Here is a 17,634-nt window from a genome sequence, read left to right as displayed (position 1 = left end):
AGAGGGGAACTGGGAAGTTGAATAGATATAAAAAGCTGTTGTCAGGTACAATTGCAATCGTTTTCCTGTCCACTATTATTAGTGGAGCGGGAGTTTTAGCGAGTCCTTTGGATGACCTGAAAAAAGAACAGAAATTACTTGATAAGAAGAAAAGTGAATTGAATACGGGAATTAGTAAAAAGAATACTGAAATTAAAAGCAAAAAAACGACTATCGAAAAAATTACGGATCAAATTTTAGCACTTAACGCTAAAATAAACGAATCCAATGAACAGATTAACCGTGTTATCGGACAAATAAATAAAACAACCGAAGAAATTGATGCGTTACGCATTTCAATTGCTGATCTTGAAAAGAAAATTGAAGAGCGTGACGTGGTATTGCGTGAACGTGTTCGTGCTATGCAAGTAAAAGGCGGACAAGTTAGCTATCTTGACGTTCTTCTCGGAGCCAATAGTTTTGCAGATTTCATAGACCGTTTTTCGGCTGTCAATTCTTTAATGGATGCAGATCGAAGTATTATGGAGCAACAAGCGAGTGATATTGCGCAGCTTGAAGAAGAAAAAGCACTTGTCGAGTCAAAACTTGCCAAGCAGGAAGCCGCTAAAAAAGAACTTCAAAACTTGAGAGCATCTCTTTTAGCACAGAAAAGTGATAAGAATAAGTTAATCGATAAACTAGAAGCAGAACAACAGAAATTAGCCAACGAAAAAGAAAAGCTAGAAGTTGATTTGCATGAAACTTATGAAGTTAGTAAGGATGTTGAAAAGAAAATTATAACAGAACAAAAACGTATTGCTGAAATTGCGCGTCAAGCTGAAATTGCACGTAAAGCAGCGGCAGCTCAAGCCGCGAAAGACAGACAAAATAGTAGTGGTAGTGGGGGTTCATCTTCTTATCTTCCACCCGTCTCAAATGGGACATGGACGAAACCTGCTTCCGGAACTTACACGTCGTCATTCGGTTGGAGAACGCATCCAATTTACGGCACTCAAAGGCAGCACCGTGGAGCCGATATTGCGAATAGCACTGGAACATCTGTTGTATCGGCGGGTGACGGTGTTGTTTCCCACGCCGGACCAATGGGAACTTACGGCAATGTAATCATGGTGACACATTCAATTGATGGGCAGATTTTCACAACAGTTTATGCACATTTGTCCAGCATTAATACAAGCGCTGGTCAGCAAGTTGCGAAAGGCCAGTTCATCGGGAAGATTGGAACCACAGGCGCATCGACCGGGCCTCACCTCCATTTTGAAATGCATATCGGAAACTGGTCTGCATCTGGACCAAGTGCCGTGAATCCATTACGTTATGTATCATTCTAACTAATTGTGTCCGCCTCAAGACTGAGGCGGATTTTTTTTGTTTCTTTCAACTAGAATGATGGCTTTCGATGCTATTTTTGGATACGATTATGGTATTAGGTGTTGAAGGGGGCAAATGCGAATGCCAGTCACTTCATTTTTCACGATAGGAAGCCTTAGTGTTCCCTCATCTTGGATTGCCCTCATGGTAGCATTTGTTGTTGCATATAGTGCAGTTCGGATACGATTTGGGAAGAAGCAGGCGGAAATTATAGGGGATGCGTTCTTTTCCTTGGTGATAGTTTGGAAATTGAGTATAGTACTCACTGATTTCAATTCGGTTCTTCGGTCACCTCTTGCGATTGTTTATTTCCACGGTGGGGCAGTTGGTTTTTACTTGGGGCTGCTATTTATTGCCGGGAAGACCTTATGGGACATGAAGAAGGGAAGGCTTGATGCTAATGGATTTCGGGCACTTTTTACGGGTGCAGTTTTAGTTCAAGTTGTGTATCAGGTGATAATGGTTTTATTGAATGAAGGCGAAATGATTGCGCAAGTAGTAACGGTAGTTGTATTTGGGTTATTCGCGGTATTTTTCTGGATGAATAGTGGGAAAGCGGATAATTGGCCGGTTCAACTTGCCCTTGTGTTTATGGCGGTTCATGTTTTTGTGGCTGCCGTCCAACCAGATGAATTTATTCAGACACCGCTTATTACGACTGTAGTCATGGGATTGTTTTTTGTGATTGTGTTTATGCGAAAGTTAGATTGGAGGGATATCTATGAATAAGAAAACACTCGGATTCATCATAGCTGTACTGCTTATCGGATCGATGGTGGTCATTATGGTGAAATCGAATTTGGATAAACCAAAACCAATTGATGAATTTCTGATTGGTGCCGACTTTAGTGCATTAGACGATGAGCCTGGTTTGGAAAAAGGTTCGGTTCCGCCTGACTTTGAACTGTCTACGATGTCTGGTGATGTGGTGAAGTTATCGGATTTGAAGGGCAAAAAAGTAATATTAAATTTCTGGGCTTCGTGGTGTGGTCCATGTAAGGCGGAAATGCCGCATATGCAGAAATACTATAAGAAATATAAGGATACCGATAATGTGGAAATTATTGCGGTCAATTTGACGACGGAGGAAAGGCGGGGCCTTAAGGGCGTTGAGGAATTCATCAAACTCTATGGATTAACGTTCCCGATTCCGCTGGATAAAGAAGGTACCGTTATCGATGATTACCGGATTATTCCAATTCCGACAACGTTTATGATTGGCACGGACGGTAAGATCAGTCAGAAAATCGTTGGGCCGATGGATGAAAAAGCATTGAGGAGCCTTGTTAAGAATTTAGATTGAAGAAAGCCGGTTTTCTGCTGTCGTAATGTTCCTTTATCGTTCATATAGTGGACGGAGGAGGGGACATTGCATTATGCAGAGAAGCCGGTTTATGTTATTCGTCATACTGGCCGCTTTGGCGACGGTCGTCTTTCTTCTGTTGGATGGTTGTGCAGGAGAAGGAAGTGCTAAGAAGGAAGAGGGGACGCTAAGTGCGTCGTTTCCGGTAATCGATGAAGCGTTCAACGTCATCAAGAAACAAGGCGTATACCCAGTGGATAAGGACAGGTTGATTGAAGGGGCGCTGCGCGGAATGGCGGATGTCATCGGCGATCCGTATTCGACGTATCTGTCGCAGGAAGAGGCGGCCGCCCATAAGGAATCGCTGGCAGGAGAGCGAATCGGGATCGGCGCTGAAATTACGCGCTCGAATGGGAAATACATCATTGTGGCTCCGGTGAAAGGGTCTCCAGCTGAAAAAGCGGGTTTGCAGCCGTATGACGAAATCGTTCGTATTGACGACGAGCGAATTGAAGGGGAATCACTGCAAGACGTTGTACAGCGAATCCGCGGTAAGAAAGGGACAACGGTTTCCATGACGATTTTCAGGCCTGATTTGGATAAGCATATCGAAGTGTCGGTCGTGAGGGACAGTATTCCTGTAAAAACTGTATCCACTGAAATGATTGAAGAGCGTGGACAGAAGATCGGTTACATATCGATTACGATGTTCGGCAATGAGAGCCGCCAAGAGTGGCTGGATGGAACAAACAAGCTCATTAAGGACGGGGCACAGTCACTGATAATCGATGTGCGCGGCAACCCCGGCGGTTACCTGCATACTGTTGGCGGTATCGTGGGCAGTTTAGTGAAGAAAGATACGACTTTTGCCTATATGCAAGATGCGGCTGGAACGCTGGAACCGCTCGTTACGGAAAAGACCGACAAGTTTCCATATGATGAAAAGCTGCAAAAAATGCCGATTGTTTTACTGCAGGATAAAGGCAGTGCCTCCGCAAGTGAAGTGATGAGCGCTGCATTGAAAGATTTAAAAAGAGGCTACATCATTGGTGCAACGAGTTTCGGAAAAGGAACGGTTCAAGAAACATTGGACTTGTCAAACGGTGGAGAGATGAAGTTGTCGACTCATAAATGGCTCACACCAAAAGAAAAGTGGATTCACGGAAAAGGTGTGAAAGAAGACCTTGAAGTTGTTCAAAGTGAATTGTTTGGCGAGCATATCCGACTCGTCACAGAAGTCTATACGGAAGGCGATTATCACGACGATATCGCTTATGGCCAGAAGTTGCTGACGGGCCTAGGATATAGTGTCGCTCGAAACGACGGATTTTTTGATGAATCAACTTCCCGGGCAGTTAATGCTTTTCGTGAAGATGCTGAAGTAGAAGTAGGGTCAACCATGGATCGATTATTTTTCTCAACTGTAAAACTTAAAGTGGAAGAATTCCGAAACGACCGTAAAAATGACGATCAGCTGCAAATGGCAATTGGCTATATCCATCATATAGTAGCTGGAAAGTAAAAGATGACTCCCGACGTAACGATGTCGGGAGTTTTTTGGTTTTATTTTTTTTATTGGATGAGGTGGATGGCAGGTGGCCATGACTTTGGCGGGGATAGCCATGACTTCAAGGAGACTAGCCATGACAAAGTCGGTATTTGCCCTTACTAACTTTGTCGGCCATGACTTCGCGTGGGATAGCCATGACCTCAAGGAGACTAGCCATGACAAAGTCGGAATTTGCCCTTACTAACACGTGCGGCCATGACTTCGCGAGGGATGGCCGTGACTTCAAGGAGACTAGCCATGACAAAGTCGATATTTGCCCTTACTAACAGGTGCGGCCATGACTTCGCGGGGGATAGCCATGACTTCAAGGAGACTAGCCATGACAAAGTCGGTATTTGCCCTTACTAACTTTGTCGGCCATGACTTCGCGGGGGATAGCCATGACTTCAAGGGGACTAGCCATGACAAAGTCGGTATTTGCCCTTACTAACTTTGGTGGCCATGACTTCGCGGGGGATGGCCATGACTTCAAGGGTAAGAGCCATGACAAAGTCGGTATTTGCCCTTACTAACTTTGGTGGCCATGACTTCGCGGGGGATGGCCGTGACTTCAAGGAGACTAGCCATGACAAAGTCGGAATTTGCTCTTACTAACAGGTGCGGCCATGACTTCGCGAGGGATTGCCGTGACTTCAAGGAGACTAGCCATGACAAAGTCGGTATTTGCCCTTACTAACTTTTGTTGCCATGACTTCGGGGGGGATTGCCGTGACTTCAAGGGGAAGAGCCATGACAAAGTCGATATTTGCCCTTACTAACTTTTGCAGTCATGACTTCGCGGGGGATAGCCATGACTATCGCCTACACCACACCAAAACTATAAGCGGTTTTTCCCATTTAATGAATAATTCAATACCGTTTCACATAGAGCAGGATTCTTTTGTTACAATGTAGAAACATGATAGTGTAAACGAAGATTGGATGGTGACGGTTCGTGTCCGAGAAAACGATGTTTGACATAGTAGAAGCGGTTGCGCTGTTTTTCCTGAATCCATTATTCATAGCGGTTCTTTTTACAGCAGTTGGAGTTGGGTATTTCCGTGTGAAAAAAGAGCGTCGGAGTTTTAAAGTCCGATTGTTGCCGGGGTTAACAGAATTGAAGCGGCTTTTGGCTGAGTCATGGCCCTATGCGCTCGTACTCTCCGTTTTGATTTCCGGGGCAGGTTTGCTAGCAGATCCGGGTTGGCTTGTGCTATTTTCTGCGTCAGCACTTATTGCACTGCTGACATTCTATTATAAAGTGACTTCACCGATTTATTTTGCGGCTGCAGCTTTTTTCGCTCTTTATTTCATAGAAAAGTATATGGGGAATTTCTCGTTTCGTGGTTGGACCCCAGGGCAGGCGGATTTACTTGGCGATTTTGCGGTAACGATTCCAGTCATCGCTGGGTTATTCTTAATTGTTGAAGGACTTCTTATTAGACGTCATACGATCCGGTATGCGTCGCCGTCCTTGATGCATACAAACCGTGGACTGCGTGCTGCAGCCTTCAAGACGAAGCGGCTATGGCTGTTGCCGGTTGTATTTCTGGTGCCAGGGGATATGATTTCGGCTTTCGTACCATATTGGCCGCAATTCACATTTGGAGAGAGTGCATTCAGTTTTGTTCCGGTTCCTGTTATAATCGGATTTTCACAAGTGGCTCGCTCGCTGTATCCAGATGTTTTATTCCCGAAAATTGGCCGCGCTATCGTTTGGACAGGCGGTATTGTCGTTATCGTAGGGCTTGCTGCATTATGGCTTCCGATTTTAGGATGGGTAGCTTTACTACTAGGGGTAGTGTGTCGCGCCGCCATTTCCATTACGGCTTCGGTACGTGACAGGCAAGGTGGGTTCGCTGTTGCACCACGTCCAGCGGGGGTTGTCATCGCGGGCGTTGTACCAGGATCTCCAGGAGAAAAAATGGGGCTTCTGCCGGGTGAATACATTCGTGCTGTAAATGGTCTTCAAGTAAGCAACGAGAAAGAACTATACGACGCGATTCAGCTTAATGCTGCACATTGTCGCTTGCAAGTGATTGATCGTAACGGGGAAGTTCGGCTTATGCAACAGGTTATTTATCGACATGACCACCATCGCCTAGGACTTCTCGTCGTTCGGTAAACATCGAGTGAACGATTACTCTGGAAGGAATGTTGAAAATGGATTCATTCGATACTAAACTGTTACTTGCCTTGCTTTTGCCGGGATTACTTGTTATTTTATTCACCCGTGTGACATTTCACCACGTCGTCGGCCTTATTTTGACGGTTGCGTTGATTGCAGCTTCAGTATATGCCGGTTATACGCATAACTGGCTACTTTACGGGGCGGATGCGCTATCGCTCACGGTCGGGTTTTGGTATGCGACACGTATGATGAAGATTGCAAGGCAGCATGAACAAGAGGATTAACGAATGGAGCCGCTCGCTGTTAAAGGAGCGGTTTTGTTGTGGGATGAAATGGGGATTTTCCTTTTGAGCGAGCATACCGCGTGCCAGCCGAGCATATCGCGTGCCAACCGAGCATATCGCGTGCCAACCGAGCGTATCGCGCGTCAACCAAGCATATCGCGCGCCAACCGAGCATATCGCGCGTCAACCAAGCATATCGCGCGCCAACCGAGCATATCCCATGCCAACCGATCATATCGCGAGTCAACCGAGCATACCGCGAGTCAACCGATCATATCGCGTGCCAACCGAGCATATGCCCATGCCCAATCGAGCATATCCCGTGCCAACCGAGCATATCCGCCGTCGCCCGATCATAAGACGTGGCCAACCGAGCATATCCGCCGCCGCCCAATCATAAGACGTTGCCAACCGAGCATATCCGCCGCCCGATCATAAGACGTTGCCAACCGAGCATATCTGCCGCCGCCCGATCATAAGACGTTGCCAACCGAACATATCCGCCGCGAGCCGATCATAACCCGCGACTAACCGATCATATCCACCGCCGCCCGATCAAAACCCGCGACTAACCGAGCATATCAACCGCTGTCAACCAACCAACCAATCATCCTAAAACAAAAAAAGACCGCAACCCCGCGGCCCTTACATAAACAAACTATAAACAGCCAACACTGCAATCGTACCAAGAACAACGGACATCACCCCGCCGCCAAAAATCGCGATTAAAAACGCGGCCCCTGCTCCAAGCACCCCAAACAATATATTCCCTTCCTGTACAAACAAAATTGCTGGGAAGATGAGTGCACCTAGGACAGCATAGGGAATATTACGCAAGACACCTGACACAACCGGCGGTAGCTCTTTACCGTCTAAAACAGTCAGCGGAATCATACGCGGAATGTACGTCACAAGTGCCATACCAAGAAGCATCCACCAATAACTAGGCCCCATTAAATTTCCTCCTCTCGTTTGAACATCGCTTCAGCCGTTTTACCGCGCCGCGAATAAACAATCTCCACTAGGATCGAGGACGCAAGCGTTGCGACAAGAATGGACCAGCCCGTCGACAAGGCTTCTGTTACATACAGGACACAATGGATGACCGCCGCAAGTGCAGCGAGCATGACGACTTTGCGGTTGCCCTTCATCGAAGGAACGAGTAATCCGATGAACATTGCGTAGAGTGCAATCGACATTGCGGCTTGTAAAAACTGTGGAAGATTTGCGCCGATAATGTGACCGATAACGGTGAAGATGACCCAACTGCCATACGCAATTAACGATACGCCGAATGCGAATGCGGTCGAAATCTTTCCTTTCTTCCCTGTTGCTAGTACTGTAAATGATTCGTCTGTAATGCCAAACGCATAGATCGCTTTGACCCATTTTCGGGCAGGCTGCATCTTTTCATTGAGCGAAGCCGTCATAAGAAAGTGTCGAATATTGACGACGAATGTATTCATGACGATCAAAAGCGGGTCGATGCCTAATGTAATTAGGCTGAGCGACATGTATTGTGCGGCACCGGCGTAAACGAATATACTCATCGCAGTAGCTTCTATAATGGACAGGCCCGCAGTTTTAGCGAGCAGTCCAAATGTGAGTGCCACGGGGAAATACCCGATTGCAATGCTCGTCCCTGCTTTTAGACCAGCTGAGAATTGGTTATTCTTCATTGTATTCACATCTTCCCAAAGTATATTTAAGCGATTATACTATACTTCAGGGTTTAAATGTTCATATTTAAAGGAAAACTCTAAATACGGGGTATTTTTATGTAATCAAAAAGTAGAAAGCCTGACGAAAAAAGTTTTTGAATTGAGGTTGTTACTAATGAATGAGTGGATGAATCCTGATAAAATAATCGAATTAGCACAACACTATAAATCACTTGGGCCGTTTCTTGGGCTATTACTGCCATTTATCGAGTCATTTCTACCGTTTCTTCCGCTCTTTGCATTTGTTCTGGCGAATGCAGGCGCTTACGGTCTATGGTATGGATTCCTTCTATCATGGGCGGGAACTGTAGTGGGTTCTTATGCTGTATTTTTGATCATCCGAAAATATGGACGCAATCGGTTACTTAATTTCTTGACAAAAAGCGCACGTATCCAAAAATTAATCAAGTGGGTGGAGAGAAACGGTTTCGGACCCTTATTTTTATTCCTATGTTTCCCGTTTACACCGTCCGCACTCGTCAATCTTGTTGCAGGCCTATCTGATATGAAGAAAAAGAATTATTTAATCACGCTTATGGCTGGAAAGTTTGTCATGATTTTCATGATTAGTTATATCGGCTATGACATAAAAGCGTTATTCACGAATCCAATTCGAACTGCGATTGTCGTAGTCGTCATCTTTTTACTATGGCTCGTGGGCAAATATTTTGAGCGCAGGCTGAATTCAAAAGTGGAGGCCGATTTCCGTGCATCTGCCACCCAGCGTAATGATAAGTAATCGTACCCTATTATGTGAAATGGTTCCTGTCATCCCTAACTTTCTGTACAATGGAAAGTAAGGATGACAGGTTTTTATTATTGGAACAAATTACATATAGCCAAATAGCAAGGGAGGAAACCATATGTCACTACGTTTCATTACCGGAAGATCTGGATCTGGAAAAACGACGTTCATTGAGCGGGAGATGGCTGCTGAATTGGAACGAGATCCAATGGGAGCGCCTGTTATTGTCATTGTGCCTGACCAGATGTCGTTTTCGATGGAGCATAGCTTGTCCGTTAACTTCGGGTTAAAAGGGATTATCCGTGCACAAGTGTTGACGTTCAAACGGTTGGCGTGGCGTGTGCTGCAGGAAACAGGCGGCATTACGCGTAAGGAAATAGATGGTTTCGGGTATCGGATGCTTGTACGAAGCGTCCTGGAAGACAATCGGGACCAGTTCAAATTGTTCCGACAAGCGGCTAATAAACGTGGATTCACGGAACAAATTGGGGACTTGCTGAAGGAGTTTAGTCGCTATTGCCTCGACCATCAAACGATGAGTAATCTCCATGATGCGCTAGCTTCAACAGGTGCGCCGCGCACATTGCTCGACAAAGCGGAAGACTTGTCATTATTGCTGACAAAAATTGAAGAAAAGCTGGGTACAACTTATGTCGATAGTGAAGGACATTTGGCTCTACTTGCTTCACAAATTACCCATTCAGACCTGTTAAAAGGGTCAGATATTTATATCGACGGGTTCGAAAATTTCACGACGCGGGAATATGAAATCGTCACGGAACTGATGAAACACGCCAATCGACTGACAGTTGTGTTGCCGATGGAAGGCGCTCTCACGGGGTTTGCGGACCATGAATTATTTTTCAATCCTGTACGGACCTCCCTCAAATTGCGTGAACTGGCACGTGCTGAATCGGTGGAAGTAGAGGACGATATCCATTTGTCGAATTCACCACGTTATCAAAATGAAGATTTAAAACATTTTGAAGCGGAATTCGACCACTATCCTGCGAAGCAACAAGCGTCAGTTGGCAATGTGGTCTTGATTGAAGCGGCGGACCGTCGTGCGGAAATCCACTCAGTGGCGCGTACAATCCGTGAGTTAATGATTGCAGGCAAGCGCTACAAAGACGTTTCAATTTTGTACAGGCAGCCTGAAAAATATGATGAACTCATTGAGACCATTTTTCCACATTATGATATTCCGGTGTTCATCAGCCAGAAGAAACCGATGTTGCATCATCCGCTTATCGAGTTTTCACGTTCGGTGTTAGAAGCGGTGACAACGGGTTGGTCGTATGAATCGGTGTTCCGCGCAGTAAAAACAGATCTCTTTTTCCCACACCGAGAAACCAAGTTATTATGGCGTGATCGAGCAGATAGACTCGAAAACTATGTTCTTGCACATGGGATTTACGGACAGCGTTGGTTCGATGACAGCCGTTGGCGCGTGAAAAAATACCGCGGTCTTGAATTGCATTCAAATGTGCAAACCGACGAAGAAATCGCGATGGAGCAAGAACTGCATGTGATTCGTGATGAAATTCGGGATCCGCTTACTGATTTTGAAAAACGTTTGAAACGGTCCAAAACGGGACGTGATGTCGCGGAAACGCTGTTTTTATTCATGGAAAACTTAAATGTCTATGATAAAATCATCGATCTGCGCGCGGAAGAAGAGCGTGCGGGACGATTACTTGGTGCAACGGAACATGAACAAGCTTGGAACGGCTGGATTAATGTGCTGGATCAGTTTGTCCTTATGTTCGGCGATAAAAAAATGGATGCTGTAGAAGCAGCTCGGATTTTGGATGAAGGATTTGATTCACTCGAATTTGCTCGCATTCCGCCGTCGCTCGACCAAGTGACGGTGTCGACTGTCGAAGTTTCAAGTTTAATGGATATTGACGCTGTATTTGTCCTTGGGGTGAACGATGGCGTCATGCCGAAGCGGGTTGACAATGAAGGGCTTCTGTCAGATGCCGACCGTGAATGGTTCTCGGAAATCGGCTTTGAACTAGCTCCTACGTCGAAGATGAAATTGATGGATGAAACGTATATGGCCTATCGTGCATTTACGGCACCGCGAGAAAAATTATATGTGTCGTATCCAGTTGCAGACGAGGAAGGGAAAGCACTTATTCCGTCGTTGTATATTACGAGAATTGCGCAAATGCTGCCAGGAACTGAAACTAAACTAGCGGTCACGGATCCGTCTGAATTGCCGCTAGAAGCCAATCAATTCGATTACATAAGCCACCCGCGTTCGGCACTTCCTTATGTGTCAATGAAGTTGAAAGAGGCGGAACAGTCTGGTTTGTTGGAACGTGAATGGCGTGCAGTGATGGCGTATTACGACGAGGATCCGTATTGGTCGTCTGTCATCAGTCATATCATTCGCCCGATGAACGCGGAAAATGGGGCGGAACGACTGCGTCCAGAGATAACGGAAGGGTTGTACGGGGAGTCATTTGTTTCCAGTGTGTCACGAATTGAATCCTATTACAGCTGCCCGTTCCAGCATTATGCGTCGTTTGGACTTGGCTTGCGCGAACGGACGGAATTTACGCTGGAAGCACCGGCTATCGGGGATTTATTTCACGCGGCTCTAAAATGGGTGTCAGATGAAACAATGCGTCTTGATAAGTCGTGGGCAGAGCTGACGCGCGAAGAATGTTGGAAGCTTGCGAGAGCAGCGGTGGAAGATATTTCTCCTTACTTCTTTAATCGAATACTATTATCAACGAATCGTTATGTTTATATTAAACGCAAGCTCATGCATATTATTCAGCGAACAATTTATTCACTTAGTACACAGGCGAAATCGACGGTATTCAAACCGGTTGCCATTGAGGCAGGGTTTGGACCTGGCGAAGAACTGCCAGCGCTTGAAATTCCATTGCGTCGTGGTGATTCGATGAAACTACGTGGCCGGATTGACCGTGTCGATGCGACCGAAATTGGCGGCAAAAACTATGTCCGTGTTGTCGATTACAAATCATCCGCCAAAAGCCTTGATTTAACAGAAGTCTATTACGGCTTGTCCTTGCAAATGATGACCTATCTTGACGTAGCGCTAGAAAACGCAGACGAATGGCTCGGCATACATGCGGATCCAGCGGGAATTTTGTATATGCATATTCATAACCCGATGATCCGCTCCGGTTCCGAATTAACACCTGCACTCCTTGAAGCGGAAATCGCGAAATCCTATAAGATGAGAGGCTATTTGCTCGATAATCAGGAAGTTGTCATCGGCATGGATGCTGATATTGGCAGAACCTCTTCAATCGTGCCAGCCTCGATTAAAACGGATGGAACATTTGCGAAAACGTCGAAAGTATTGTCATCCGATGATTTGCAGATGATGCGGTCGTTTGTCAGAACGCGCCATCAAAAAGCCGGAGATGCCATGCTTGCGGGCGATACCCGCGTCTATCCCTATAAATTAAAAAATAAAATGCCATGCGAGTTTTGTTCGTATCGATCCGTTTGTCAGTTCGATCAAACAGATCCGTCAGCAGAGCATCGGTCTTATGCCGAAATGGACCCAGAATTGTCTCTCGATAAAATGCGTAAGGAGGTGGGGGATGATGCACATACCCGTGAAACCTGAGGGACTAACATTTACGGACGCCCAGTGGAAAGCAATTTGGGCGACAGGGAAAGATATTCTCGTTTCCGCTGCCGCTGGTTCGGGGAAAACGAAAGTGTTAATCACACGAATGATTGAAAAAGTACTGGATGAAAATAATCCAATCGATGTCGATGAACTGCTCGTTGTGACATTTACCAATGCCTCTGCTGCAGAGATGCGACACAGGATGGCGGAAGCGTTGGAAGAAGCGATTGCTGCAAGGCCGGAATCTGTCCACTTGCGCAGGCAGTTGAATTTATTGAACAAAGCACAGATTTCTACACTGCACTCATTTTGTATGAATGTCGTTCGACAATATGCTTATTTAATCGATATCGACCCGGGATTCCGGATTGCGGATAGTACGGAAGCGGCGCTTTTAAGTGACGATACAATTGGGGCTGTACTTGAGGATGCCTATAGTGCGGAAAATCCGGAAGCAATGTACCGGCTGGCAGATAGTTTTACGTCTGACCGCAATGATCAGTCCATCGAAACACTGATTGATCGTTTGTATGATTATTCCCGCGTTCACCCGGTACCCGAACAATGGCTGCGTGAAATTCCCATGCAATATGAGATTAGTGACCAAGCTTCTATCGATGATCTTGAATTTATCGAACCGCTCAAAACGGCCATTCTCCATACGCTTGAAGAAGCGGCGGCGTTAACTGTCGATATGCGAAATATTGCGCTGATGGTGGACGGACCGGAACCACTTGCTGCTACGGCTGAAGCAGATTTGATGTGGATTAATGAAGCAATTCGACGCATCACGGATGGTACATGGGAAGAAATGTACGCATTTTTTGGCTCTCTCAAATGGGCAAAGGCGGGGACAATCCGCAAAGATTCGTGTGATGAAGAACTTGCAAAACGAGCGAAAGCGCTGCGTGATGCGGTGAAGAAAATTATTAATACGTTGAAAGAATCTTATTTCACGAGAACACCAGCCCGTTTATTGGATGAAATTCGCTTGATGGCGCCGACCATGCATACGCTCATTGACTTAGTGATCGACTTTGGCAGGCGTTTTGAACAAGTGAAAATTGACCGAGGGATTGTCGATTTCTCAGATTTAGAGCATTATGCGCTACGGATTTTATCGAATGTTCAAGATGGAGAACTGGTGCCTTCTGATATCGCAGTTGACTACAAAAATCGCTTTTCAGAAGTTCTTGTCGATGAATACCAGGATGTCAATATGTTGCAGGAGTCGATTATCCAGCTCGTTAAGCGCGGCGGGGAAGAGGATGGCAATCTGTTCATGGTTGGCGATGTAAAACAGTCAATTTACCGCTTCCGTCTTGCTGAACCGATGCTATTTCTTGGCAAATACAATCGATTTACGGCAACGGATGGCCATCAAGGCTTGAAAATCGATTTGAATGCCAACTTCAGAAGTCGTAAAGAAGTGCTCGATGCGACAAATTTCGTTTTTTCACAAGTGATGGGCGCGCGTGTCGGAGAAATCGAATACGATGATGCGGCGGCGTTGAAATATGGCGCTAACTATCCTGAAAAAACCGTAACAGCTGGTTTAACATTACTTTATGAAGAAGAGGAAGATGAGCTAGAGCTAGACGATGCGACGGAATTAGCAGGCCAAAGCTTGAAGAGTTCGCAGGCGGAAGCACGATTCATGATAAAAAAAATCCAGGATATGATTGCATCAGGCGCTGAAGTAGCTGATGCATTCAGCGATAAAAAGCGTCCACTTGAATATAGAGATATTGTTATTTTGATGCGTTCAATGACATGGTCAGGTGAAATCGCAGAGGAATTTAAACTAGCGGAAATTCCAATCTATGCTGAACTAAAACGCGGTTATTTCGATGCGTTAGAAGTGATGATTATGTTGAATACATTGCGTGTCATAGATAATCCCTATCAGGATATTCCACTTGCATCCGTCCTACGTGCTCCGTTTATCGGCATGACGGAAAATGAATTGGCACAAATTCGTCTTGCCGGAAAAAGCGAACCGTTCTTTGAAGCGTTGAAGCGTTTCGTTACAACAGGCGGAGCAGGTGTTGCAACAGCGACACAGGAAAAACTGCAACGGTTTTTCAATCAGTTCGAGGATTGGCGTAACTTGGCACGACGCGGTTCGTTGTCCGAACTAATTTGGCAAGTCTATTCCGATACACATTACTACGAAATGGTCGGTGCAATGGCGAATGGAAAACAGCGCCAGGCCAATCTACGAGCGCTGCATGACCGTGCAATCGATTATGAAAAAACGTCGTTCCGTGGGCTGTTCCGTTTTCTACGTTTCGTTGACCGTATGCGAAAACGGGGCGATGATCTCGGTGCCGCACGTTCGCTAACAGAAAAGGAAAACGTTGTCCGTATCATGACCGTCCATTCATCAAAAGGATTGGAGTTTCCTTTCGTTTTCATCGCAGGGGCGGGTCGGAAATTCAATAAGATGGATTTCAATGAACCGTATTTGTTCGACCAGCATTTTGGTCTGGCAGTGAAGGCAATCGATCCGGATAATAGGATTACGTATACATCATTGCCGTTTCTTGCAATGAAGGAAAAGAAAGAACTTGAAATGCGTGCGGAAGAAATGCGTGTGTTATATGTCGCTATGACGAGGGCGAAAGAACATCTTGAAATTATTGCTTCCGTAAAAGATATCGAAAAGTCGATTGTCAAATGGCAGGATGCCCAGCTGGTCGACCCTGAACTGATGTTGCCTGAGTATACGAGGTCACGTGCAAACGGTTATTTAGACTGGATTGGCCCAGCAGTCGCGAGACATCCGGCATTTGCGAAATTCGGTAGCATTCCGGGAGGTCAGTCTGTAATCGATGCTTCAGTTTGGCAGATAGATGCGCTACCTGTTTCGGCATTATTTACGAAGCTTGGAGATAGCGATGAGGAACCAGTGAAATCATTGGATGTCGTTCCAATTGAAGAAGTCGACGAGGGGATGTTGCTGGAAGTGAAACGCAGATTTGACGCGACATATCCGCATCTTTCATCGGTGACGAAACGGTCTAAGCAGACGGTCAGTGAATTGAAACGGCTGTCGATTCTAGAACAGCAGGCAGACGATGATTTAATTGTGTCTACGAATGCGGATGTCAGTACGGCATATCTCCATAATCGACCAGCCTTCATGCAATCACGGGCACTATCTGCAGCGGAAGTCGGGACGGCGATGCATACGATTATGCAGCATATCGATATCCAGAAAGAAAGTAGTGTCACTGATGTTGAGAAGCTCCTAACAGATTTGACGGTCCGCCAGTTGCTGACTACAGAAGAAGCGATTGCAGTCGATGCCAATACAGTTTCTCAGTTTTTCAAAACGCCGATTGCGAAACGGCTTATGAAAGCTGAGAAAGTGGAGCGGGAATTGCCGTTTACGTACGCTTTTGATGATAGCGACGGGGATTACCAAATCTTGCAAGGAATCGCGGATTGTTTATTCGAAGAGCAAGATGGTTGGGTACTGCTAGATTATAAAACTGACGGAGTTCGCGGACGCTTTGGTTCCGACGAGGAAGTTGACGCAGAAATGCAGGTCCGGTATGGCATCCAGTTGAATTTGTACAAGAAAGCGATTGAAGAAATTGTGAAAATCGACATTAAAGAGATGGTCCTTTATTTATTTGACGGACAGAGGACTATAAATATTCAGGGGGAATAAAATTGAAATTAACACCAACAACGCTTGGAAATCGTATTGAGGCGCTCGATATGCTGCGCGGGTTTGCATTACTCGGGATATTCATCGCGAATATGCTCGTATTCCATTCACCGTATTTGTATATGGATCCGTATTCATGGTTTAGTGCATCGAGTGATATGGCGGTCTTTAAATGGGTTGATATCTTCGTAGAAGCGAGTTTTTACCCAATTTTCGCCATGCTGTTCGGTTATGGTTTAAATATGCAATATGAAAAATCAATTGCAAATAAGATGTCATTTGCGCCAGTTATGGCACGTCGTATGGGCGTTTTGCTCGTCTTCGGTTTGCTTCATGTATTGTTCATCTGGATGGGTGACATTTTGTTCACATACGCGTTAATGGGCTTTATGATGATTGCGTGTGTTAGGATTCCGAAGAAGTGGATGTTACCGATTGCTGCTTTCGTCTATATTGTGCCTTCGGGAATCATTTATGGAATCACTTATTTTCTCAATAAATTGGATTCGAATGCAATAATGGAAGGCTACGCAGATATTCATCAAATTGAACGCTCGCTTGAAGCGTATGCCTACGGTAGTTATGGCGAAATCTTTAGCTTCCGTTTTACTGAATGGCTAACTTTGGGATTGACGAGTTCGTTACTGGGTATCTTCGTCGTATTGCCACTCATTATGATTGGGGCAGGGTTGTCTAAATGGAAAGTAATTGAGCGCGCCGCGGAATTGAAAGTGGGCATCGCAGTCGTGACTGTTGTTTCACTTGCTGCGGGCATATGGATGAAAGCTATACCACATACTAGTGGTCCTTCAATGGATGCACTTGTATTGCAAGAGCAATTCGGCGGTCCTGTTTTAGCAATTGGTTATATAGGTTTGTTGCTCTTACTCTATCAACTACCATTTTTCCGCGCGATATTCCGTCCTATTTCAAAAGTAGGTAGGATGTCGTTGACGACGTATATTACGCAATCGATTGTGGCGACAATTATTTTTTACGCCTACGGTTTTGGCATGTATGGCAAAGTAGACTTGGCAACGGGAGTGGGTATTGCAGTTGGTGTGTTCATCATTCAAGTTCTAATTGCTGAACTTTGGCTGTCGAAATTCCGCATGGGTCCATTAGAGTGGTTGTGGCGCAAAGGAACATACGGAAAGAATTTGCCGAATAAAGAGGAAAAGGATCGGCCTTTGTCGTAGTAATCAGAATAAGGGTTTTACTAATGAAGG

The 17,634-nt window shown here is 45.5% G+C and carries 12 protein-coding genes; 10 read left to right on the top strand and 2 right to left on the bottom strand.

The genetic code is table 11. From position 1 onward, the window contains the following. Positions 1 to 17: 17 nt before the first annotated feature. From MKX62_RS01885 to MKX62_RS01860, 6 genes are all read left to right on the top strand, one after another. Positions 18 to 1,331, top strand: a complete 1,314-nt coding sequence (locus tag MKX62_RS01885; protein WP_231885703.1) for a murein hydrolase activator EnvC family protein — start codon at positions 18 to 20, stop codon at positions 1,329 to 1,331. A gap of 121 nt (positions 1,332 to 1,452) precedes the next feature. After that, a complete protein-coding gene (locus MKX62_RS01880; protein ID WP_340740501.1) occupies positions 1,453 to 2,100 on the top strand; it encodes a hypothetical protein in 648 nt (215 codons plus the stop codon). After that, positions 2,093 to 2,674 (top strand): redoxin domain-containing protein, encoded by a 582-nt coding sequence (locus MKX62_RS01875; protein WP_067211949.1) that lies wholly within the window; start codon positions 2,093 to 2,095, stop codon positions 2,672 to 2,674. Before MKX62_RS01880 ends, MKX62_RS01875 begins: the two co-directional genes overlap by 8 nt. 73 nt (positions 2,675 to 2,747) lie before the next feature. After that, positions 2,748 to 4,196: a S41 family peptidase gene (locus MKX62_RS01870; protein WP_340740500.1), complete on the top strand. Its 1,449-nt coding sequence runs from the start codon at positions 2,748 to 2,750 to the stop codon at positions 4,194 to 4,196. Between the two features lie 982 nt (positions 4,197 to 5,178). Next, positions 5,179 to 6,348 carry a PDZ domain-containing protein gene (locus MKX62_RS01865; protein WP_340740499.1) on the top strand — a complete coding sequence of 390 codons (1,170 nt, stop codon included), beginning with the start codon at positions 5,179 to 5,181 and terminating at the stop codon, positions 6,346 to 6,348. Positions 6,349 to 6,386: 38 nt separating this feature from the next. Beyond that, positions 6,387 to 6,638, top strand: a complete 252-nt coding sequence (locus MKX62_RS01860; protein WP_067211939.1) for a CsbA family protein — start codon at positions 6,387 to 6,389, stop codon at positions 6,636 to 6,638. A 645-nt stretch (positions 6,639 to 7,283) separates the two neighbouring features. On the opposite strand, the gene MKX62_RS01855 is transcribed toward MKX62_RS01860, so the two are convergent. After that, entirely contained in the window at positions 7,284 to 7,592 is a 309-nt protein-coding gene (locus tag MKX62_RS01855; RefSeq protein ID WP_067211936.1) for an AzlD domain-containing protein, read from the bottom strand. Beyond that, the gene (locus MKX62_RS01850) at positions 7,592 to 8,317 is read right to left on the bottom strand and encodes an AzlC family ABC transporter permease (protein WP_340740498.1); all 726 of its coding nucleotides are present in this window, start codon (positions 8,315 to 8,317) and stop codon (positions 7,592 to 7,594) included. The genes MKX62_RS01855 and MKX62_RS01850 overlap by 1 nt, the downstream gene beginning before the upstream one ends. Positions 8,318 to 8,474: 157 nt before the next feature. On the opposite strand from MKX62_RS01850, the gene MKX62_RS01845 reads away from it, so the two are divergent. The 4 genes from MKX62_RS01845 to MKX62_RS01830 all read left to right on the top strand — a co-directional run bounded on the left by MKX62_RS01845 (position 8,475) and on the right by MKX62_RS01830 (position 17,604). Then, on the top strand, positions 8,475 to 9,098 hold the full coding sequence (locus tag MKX62_RS01845) for a TVP38/TMEM64 family protein (protein WP_187045536.1): 624 nt from the start codon (positions 8,475 to 8,477) through the stop codon (positions 9,096 to 9,098). A 124-nt stretch (positions 9,099 to 9,222) separates the two neighbouring features. Then, entirely contained in the window at positions 9,223 to 12,720 is a 3,498-nt protein-coding gene (gene addB / locus MKX62_RS01840) for a helicase-exonuclease AddAB subunit AddB (RefSeq protein ID WP_340740497.1), read from the top strand. Beyond that, the gene (addA, locus tag MKX62_RS01835; protein ID WP_340742529.1) at positions 12,698 to 16,405 is read left to right on the top strand and encodes a helicase-exonuclease AddAB subunit AddA; all 3,708 of its coding nucleotides are present in this window, start codon (positions 12,698 to 12,700) and stop codon (positions 16,403 to 16,405) included. Before addB ends, addA begins: the two co-directional genes overlap by 23 nt. Positions 16,406 to 16,407: 2 nt before the next feature. Then, positions 16,408 to 17,604 carry a DUF418 domain-containing protein gene (locus tag MKX62_RS01830; protein ID WP_340740496.1) on the top strand — a complete coding sequence of 399 codons (1,197 nt, stop codon included), beginning with the start codon at positions 16,408 to 16,410 and terminating at the stop codon, positions 17,602 to 17,604. The last annotated feature ends 30 nt before the right edge of the window (positions 17,605 to 17,634 follow it).

Origin of the sequence: Sporosarcina sp. FSL K6-5500 (assembly GCF_038005665.1) — a bacterium.
Classification (GTDB): Bacteria; Bacillota; Bacilli; order Bacillales_A; family Planococcaceae; genus Sporosarcina; species Sporosarcina psychrophila.
Note: the sequence above shows the minus strand (reverse complement) of the source record. Positions and strands in the feature narration are given on the sequence as shown.

Coding starts and splice junctions, on each gene's coding strand:
- MKX62_RS01880 (WP_340740501.1), top strand. CDS start 1,453: ATGCCAGTCACTTCATTTTTCACGATAGGAAGCCTTAGTGTTCCCTCA.
- MKX62_RS01875 (WP_067211949.1), top strand. CDS start 2,093: ATGAATAAGAAAACACTCGGATTCATCATAGCTGTACTGCTTATCGGA.
- MKX62_RS01870 (WP_340740500.1), top strand. CDS start 2,748: ATGCAGAGAAGCCGGTTTATGTTATTCGTCATACTGGCCGCTTTGGCG.
- MKX62_RS01860 (WP_067211939.1), top strand. CDS start 6,387: ATGGATTCATTCGATACTAAACTGTTACTTGCCTTGCTTTTGCCGGGA.
- MKX62_RS01855 (WP_067211936.1), bottom strand. CDS start 7,592: ATGGGGCCTAGTTATTGGTGGATGCTTCTTGGTATGGCACTTGTGACG.
- MKX62_RS01850 (WP_340740498.1), bottom strand. CDS start 8,317: ATGAAGAATAACCAATTCTCAGCTGGTCTAAAAGCAGGGACGAGCATT.
- MKX62_RS01845 (WP_187045536.1), top strand. CDS start 8,475: ATGAATGAGTGGATGAATCCTGATAAAATAATCGAATTAGCACAACAC.
- addB (WP_340740497.1), top strand. CDS start 9,223: ATGTCACTACGTTTCATTACCGGAAGATCTGGATCTGGAAAAACGACG.
- addA (WP_340742529.1), top strand. CDS start 12,698: ATGCACATACCCGTGAAACCTGAGGGACTAACATTTACGGACGCCCAG.